The 6201-nt window shown below is 75.7% G+C and carries 6 protein-coding genes and 1 riboswitch; of the genes, 1 reads left to right on the top strand and 5 read right to left on the bottom strand.

Annotation, left to right across the window (positions count from 1 at the left end):
• Together AC5FZL_RS14820 and AC5FZL_RS14815 are read right to left on the bottom strand one after the other, a co-directional pair.
• The coding region (locus tag AC5FZL_RS14820; protein WP_493619661.1) for an RNA polymerase sigma factor at positions 1-1607 on the bottom strand (1607 nt) is incomplete at its 3' end.
• 224 nt (positions 1608-1831) lie between these two features.
• On the bottom strand, positions 1832-2236 hold the full coding sequence (locus AC5FZL_RS14815) for a universal stress protein (protein WP_493619660.1): 405 nt from the start codon (positions 2234-2236) through the stop codon (positions 1832-1834).
• Between the two features lie 167 nt (positions 2237-2403).
• Between AC5FZL_RS14815 and AC5FZL_RS14810 the strand changes: the two genes are divergently transcribed.
• Positions 2404-2907 carry an NUDIX domain-containing protein gene (locus AC5FZL_RS14810; RefSeq protein ID WP_493619659.1) on the top strand — a complete coding sequence of 168 codons (504 nt, stop codon included), beginning with the start codon at positions 2404-2406 and terminating at the stop codon, positions 2905-2907.
• An 83-nt stretch (positions 2908-2990) separates the two neighbouring features.
• Here AC5FZL_RS14810 and metX read toward each other — a convergent pair whose 3' ends face one another.
• The 3 genes from metX to AC5FZL_RS14795 form a co-directional block, all read right to left on the bottom strand.
• Positions 2991-4127, bottom strand: a complete 1137-nt coding sequence (metX, locus tag AC5FZL_RS14805) for a homoserine O-acetyltransferase MetX (protein ID WP_493619658.1) — start codon at positions 4125-4127, stop codon at positions 2991-2993.
• Positions 4128-4140: 13 nt separating this feature from the next.
• Positions 4141-5457, bottom strand: coding sequence for a bifunctional o-acetylhomoserine/o-acetylserine sulfhydrylase (locus AC5FZL_RS14800; protein WP_493619657.1), 1317 nt, complete (start codon positions 5455-5457; stop codon positions 4141-4143).
• 27 nt (positions 5458-5484) lie between these two features.
• Positions 5485-5600: riboswitch (SAM riboswitch) on the bottom strand.
• 85 nt (positions 5601-5685) lie between these two features.
• On the bottom strand, positions 5686-6201 hold a 516-nt coding region (locus AC5FZL_RS14795; RefSeq protein WP_493619656.1), incomplete at its 5' end, for a DUF4192 family protein.

The raw sequence follows: 6201 nt of genomic DNA, 5'->3' as shown, positions 1-6201 counted from the left end.
AGGTAGTCGCGCAGCACCTGCGAGCGCGAGGGGTGGCGCAGCTTGGACATCGTCTTCGACTCGATCTGGCGGATCCGCTCACGGGTGACCCCGTAGACCTTGCCGATCTCGTCCAGGGTCTTCGGCTGGCCGTCGGTGAGCCCGAACCGCATGCTCACCACGCCCGCCTCGCGCTCGGACAGGGTGTCCAGCACCGAGTGCAGCTGCTCCTGCAGGAGCGTGAAGCTCACGGCGTCGGCCGGGACGACGGCCTCGGAGTCCTCGATGAGGTCGCCGAACTCGCTGTCGCCGTCCTCGCCGAGGGGCGTGTGGAGGGAGATCGGCTCGCGCCCGTACTTCTGGACCTCGACCACCTTCTCGGGAGTCATGTCCAGCTCCTTGGCCAGCTCCTCCGGGGTGGGCTCGCGGCCCAGGTCCTGGAGCATCTGGCGCTGCACGCGGGCGAGCTTGTTGATGACCTCGACCATGTGCACCGGGATGCGGATGGTGCGCGCCTGGTCGGCCATCGCCCGGGTGATCGCCTGGCGGATCCACCACGTCGCGTAGGTGGAGAACTTGTAGCCCTTGGTGTAGTCGAACTTCTCCACCGCGCGGATCAGGCCGAGGTTGCCCTCCTGGATGAGGTCCAGGAAGAGCATGCCGCGCCCGGTGTAGCGCTTGGCCAGGGAGACGACGAGGCGCAGGTTGGCCTCGAGCAGGTGGTTCTTGGCGCGGCGGCCGTCGTGCGCGATCCACTGCAGCTCGCGCCGGTACTCCGCGCTGAGCTCCTCGTCGCCGTTCAGCTTCTCCTCGGCGAACAGGCCGGCCTCGATGCGCTCGGCGAGCTCGACCTCCTGCTCGGCGTTCAGCAGGGCGACCTTGCCGATCTGCTTGAGGTAGTCCTTGACCGGGTCGGCCGTGGCACCGGCCGTGGCGACCTGCTGGGCCGGGGCGTCCTCGTCGTCGGCGTCGGAGACGACGAAGCCGGTCTCCTCGGCCTTGGGCTTGACGGCCTCGGGGTCCTCGGCGACCTCGACCGCGACCTCCTGGTCGCCGTCGGCCGCGTTGATCACCGCATCCGCCTCGGGGTCCTCGCCGACGAGCGCCGCGACGTCCTCGGGGGTCTCCTCGGCGCCGGCCGCCTTGGCGGTCGCCTTGCCCGCGGCCTTGGCGGCGGGCTTGGCCGCCGGCTTGGCGGCGGCCTTCTTGGCGGCGGGCTTGCGCGCCGGGGCGGGGACGGCGCCCTCGGCGGTCGCCTCGTCGCCGGCCTCCGCGGCCTTGCGGGTGCTCGCCTTGCGCGGCGCGCGCGCGGGAGCGGGGGCCTCGGGGTCGAGCGTGGCGGTCGTGCCAGCGGCGACGGTGGTCGTCGCGGCCCGGCGGCTGGTGGCGGCGGCCACGGCGCGCGCCGGACGGGCCGGGCGCGGCTCCTCCACGACGACGGTCACGTCAGCGGCCTCGAGGGCGCGCAGGACGGCCTTCATCCGCTTCATCGGCACCTGGGCGTCCTCGCACGCCGTCCGCAGGGTGGCGGCCGGGACGGAGCCGCTCGCGCTCCCCTGCCGCAGGAGCTCCTGCAGGCTGGGGTGGCTGAACTCGGGCGGGAGGGGGGAGGTGGAGACCGACGACACGGACTGCCTTTCGTCGAAAGGGCGATTCAGCTGGGACGACGCAGGTGCGCGGACCCCGGTGGGCGGGACCCCGATGGTCCGTCGCCTCCTGGGTCAACACCGCCTCGCGGCGGGACCTTCCCAGCACGGACCCCGACTTGGGCATGCGTCACCGGGGACCTGGTCAACCCATCATGCCACGGACGGGGCGCCGCGCGCGCCCCCGCCCCCCGTCCGGGTGCGCCTCAGGCGGGGGCGCCGGCCTTGACGGCGAGCACCGGGCAGGGGGCCTCGAGCAGGATCCGCTGGGCGTTCGAGCCGAGGATGAGCTTGCCCACCGGCGTGCGCCGGCGCAGGCCGATGACGATGAGGTCGGCGCCGGTCTCCCCCGCCACGCCGATGATGTCCTCGGCCGGGTCGCCGGTGTCGGAGCGGGGGTGGACCTCGTGGTCGACGCCGGTGCCCTCGAGCACCGCGCGGACCTCGGCGAGGGCCTCCTGGAGGCGCTCGGCCTCGACGTCGGGACGGGCGCCGGGGCGGGCGCTGTCGACCACCAGCAGGCGAGCGCCGCGCAGCCGGGCCTCCTGCACCGCACGGGCGAGCGCCGCGCGGCCCTCGTCGGTGGCCACGTAACCCACCACGATCGTCATCGGCGCAGCTCCTGCTCTGCGGGCAGCAGCGGGGTCTCGCCCCGTCGCGCCCGGCCTGGGTCCGGTCGGGGCGCGACGCTACTCCACCGGCGCGCCCGCGCACCCGCCGGTCGGTGCGCGCGGGGCCGACCACCCGTCCGGGCGAGCGCGCCGCGTAGCGTGGCGCCGTGGCGACCGGGGACGGGAACGGCTGGGTGACGTGCCGGTGCGGGCACCGCCACTGGGGGCGCCACGGCGCGGCGGGGCTGCTGCTCGTGCGCGCCGGTCGCGGCGCGGCCGCCGGCGGCTGGGAGGCCCTGCTCCAGCTGAGGGCGGCCTGGACCGACCAGGGCGGCACCTGGGGCCTGCCCGGCGGCGCGGCCGACAGCCACGAGGACCCCCCGGCAGCGGCGCTGCGCGAGGCGTGGGAGGAGACCGGCGTCGACCCCGGCGCGGTGCGCGTGCTCGACCAGGTGGTCGGCACCGACCACGGCGACTGGACGTACACCGTCGTGGTCGCCACCGCGGCGGCCCCGGTGCACCCCACCGCGGCCAACGCCGAGAGCGACGAGGTCCGCTGGGTGGAGGGCTCGCTCGCGCGCGAGCTGCCGCTGCACCACGGCCTGGCCGAGACCTGGGCGCTGCTCTCCGCGCGCGTCGAGGCCGTGGTCCCGGAGCTCGCCGCGGGCTGAGGGGCTCGGCCCCTCGAGGAGCGTCGGCCCCTCGAGGAGCGCGTCAGCCGCTCTCGAGGAGCGTCAGCCGCTCTCGAGGAGCGTCAGTCGCTCTCGAGGAGCTCGGAGGCGACCTTGCCCACGGCGGCGGACTCGATGAGGAACGCGTCGTGGCCGTACGGGGAGTTGACCAGGTCGACCTCGCCGACCCCGGGGACCGCGTCGGCCACCTCCTGCGCGAGGTGCACCGGGTAGAGGCGGTCGGTGTCGACCGCGACCACGCGGGTGCGCGCGGTCACGGTCGCCAGCGCCGCCGCCACCCCGCCGCGGCCGCGGCCGACGTCGTGGGAGTTGAGCGACTCGGTCAGCGCCACGTACGAGCCGGCGTCGAAGCGGCGCACCAGCTTCTCGGCCGCGTGCTGGAGGTACGACTCGACGGCGAAGCGGCCCCCGCCGCCCATCGGGTCCTCGCCGGGCTGCGCCGCGCGCCCGAAGCGGGCGTCCATCTCCGCGGCGGAGCGGTACGTCGTGTGCGCGATCATCCGGGCGATGCCCAGGCCGCGGTGAGGACCGTCACCGGGCGCTGCGTCGTGGTAGTCGCCGCCGCGCCAGCCGGCGTCGGCGCGGATGGCCGCCAGCTGCGGCAGGCACCAGGCGATCTGGTCGGCGGTGGCGCGGGCCGTGGTGGCCACCGCCAGGAGCCGGGCCACCCGGTGCGGCTCGGTGACCGCCCACTCCAGCGCCCGCATGCCGCCCATCGAGCCGCCCACCACCGCGGCCCAGACGTCGATGCCGAGCGCGTCGGTCAGCGCGCGCTCGGCGGCGACCTGGTCGCGCACCGTCAGGTACGGGAACCGGCTGCCCCAGGGCCGGCCGTCCGGCGCGAGGGAGGCCGGCCCCGTGGTGCCCTGGCACCCGCCGAGCACGTTGGGCGCCACGACGAACCACCGGTCGGTGTCGACGGGCCGCCCCGGCCCGACGAGCTCCGACCACCACCCGGGGCTCGGGTGGCCAGGGCCGGCCGGGCCGGTGACGTGGCTGTCCGCGGTGAGCGCGTGCAGGACCAGCACCGCGTTGTCGCGGGCCGGGGAGAGCTCGCCCCAGGTCTGGTAGGCCATCCGCACCGGCAGCACCTCCCCCGCCTCCAGGGCCAGCGGCCCGAGGTCGGCGAACAGCCGGGAGCCGGCCGGGTCGCCCTCGCGCCAGGCGCCGGAGACGGGGAGGGGCTGAGCGGGGTCCACGGGGCAGGTCTCCTCAGGCGCCCTTGGCGGCGGTGAAGCCGGCCTCGAGGTCGGCCAGGATGTCGTCGATGTGCTCCAGGCCCACGGACAGGCGCACGAGGCCGGGGGTGACCCCCGCCGCCCGCTGCTCCTCCGCGGTGAGCTGGCTGTGCGTGGTCGAGGCCGGGTGGATCACGAGGCTCCGCACGTCACCGATGTTCGCGACGTGGCTGTGGAGGACGAGCCCCTCCACGAACCGCTGACCGGCCTCCACGCCGCCGACGATCTCGAAGGCGAGCACGCCGCCCGTGCCCTTCGGCGCGTACTTGCGCCCGCGCTCGTAGTACGGGCTCGAGGGCAGCCCGGCGTAGGCGACCGACTCGACCTCCTCGCGCCCGGTGAGCCACTGCGCCACGGCCAGCGCGTTGGCGCAGTGGCGCTCGACCCGCAGGCTGAGCGTCTCCAGGCCCTGGGCGATGAGGAAGGCGTTGAACGGCGCCAGGGCCGTCCCCAGGTCGCGCAGCAGCTGCACGCGCGCCTTGAGGATGAAGGAGAGGTTGGCGCCCAGCGGGCTGCCGACGCCGAGGTCGCGGGCGTAGACCAGCCCGTGGTAGCTCGCGTCGGGCTGGTTGAAGCCCGGGAAGCGCCCGGGGTCGGCCGCGTAGTCGAACCGGCCGCCGTCGACGATGATCCCGCCGATCGCGGTGCCGTGGCCGCCGAGGTACTTCGTGGCGGAGTGCACGACGACGTCGGCCCCCCACTCCAGCGGCCGGATGAGGTACGGGGTGGCCACGGTGTTGTCGACGATGAGCGGCACGCCGACCTCGTGGGCCACGCCCGCGACGCCCTCGATGTCGAGCACGTCCTGCTTGGGGTTCGAGATCGTCTCCCCGAAGAACGCCTTGGTGCTCGGGCGCACCGCTGCGCGCCAGGAGTCCAGGTCGTCGGGGTCCTCCACGAACGTGACCGTGATCCCCAGCTTGGGCAGGCTGTGGTGGAAGAGGTTGTAGGTGCCGCCGTAGAGGCTCGGGCTGGCCACGACGTGGTCACCGGCCTCGGCGACGTTGAGCAGCGCGAGCAGCTCGGCGGACTGGCCCGACGCCACGGCCAGCGCGCCCACCCCGCCCTCGAGGTCGGCCACCCGCTGCTCGATGACGTCGGTGGTGGGGTTCATCAGGCGCGTGTAGATGTTGCCGAACTCGCGCAGGCCGAACAGGTCGGCCGCCTGCTTGGTGTCCTTGAACACGTACGACGTCGTGGAGTAGATCGGCAGCGCCCGGGCCCCGGTGGTCGGGTCGGGGCTCTGGCCGGCGTGGATCTGGCGCGTCTCGAAGGACCAGCCGTCGTTCATGGGGGCACCTCTCAGGATGGGCCCGCAGGCCCGCGCTTGCCCCCTCGCCGGGCGGCGGGAGGCCAGGTCATCACCCGGGGCACCCCACCGCGGGCGGGGGTTGCCGGCCAGCGAGCCGGGGCTTGACGCTGGCGCTCATGACCTGCCACGAGGATAGGCCGCCCAGGGCGTGACCCTCCAGTCCGTCTCAGGATCCGGACGCGGTGTCCACCCCTGCGGCGGAGCGGGTCAGCGCCCGGTGCGCGCCCACGCGGGCGGGATGCCGCGGTCGACGGTCTGCAGCACCAGGGACGCCAGGGCGTGCGCCGGGTCGGCCCGCAGGGCCAGCTCGGCGTGGAGGGCCGCCTCGGGGCCCGCGCCCTGCCACCAGGCCGCCCAGGCGAGCACGGCCAGCGGCTCGGCGCGGCGGCGCGGCCCCGCACGGCGCACCAGGGCGCGCAGCAGGGCCTGCGCCGCGCGGAGCACGTCCGGGTCGGGCGGGGGCGCGGCCTGCGCCCCCGGCGCACCGCCGAAGACGCCCTCGAGCGCCGCGCGGGTCGCCGGGCCCTCCTCCCCGGAGAGCAGCTCCTCGAGGGCTGCGCCGGCGCCGGGGACGAGGCTGAGCAGCACCGCGTCGCGCAGGCGCCGGTCGGCCAGGCCCGCGAGCAGCCGCCCCGCGGGGACCGGGGCCAGCAGCGCCTCGACCACCTCCTCCAGCCCCGGGCCGGCCGCGGCGGCCGTCGAGGCCGTGCCCAGCGCGTCGCA

This window comes from Quadrisphaera sp. DVD1, assembly GCF_058932755.1.
Note: the sequence above shows the minus strand (reverse complement) of the source record. Positions and strands in the feature narration are given on the sequence as shown.

What these genes read in the sequence shown, in the direction of transcription:
- AC5FZL_RS14800 (WP_493619657.1), bottom strand. Translation starts at nt 5,457, where the DNA reads ATGAACGACGGCTGGTCCTTCGAGACGCGCCAGATCCACGCCGGCCAG.
- AC5FZL_RS14815 (WP_493619660.1), bottom strand. Translation starts at nt 2,236, where the DNA reads ATGACGATCGTGGTGGGTTACGTGGCCACCGACGAGGGCCGCGCGGCG.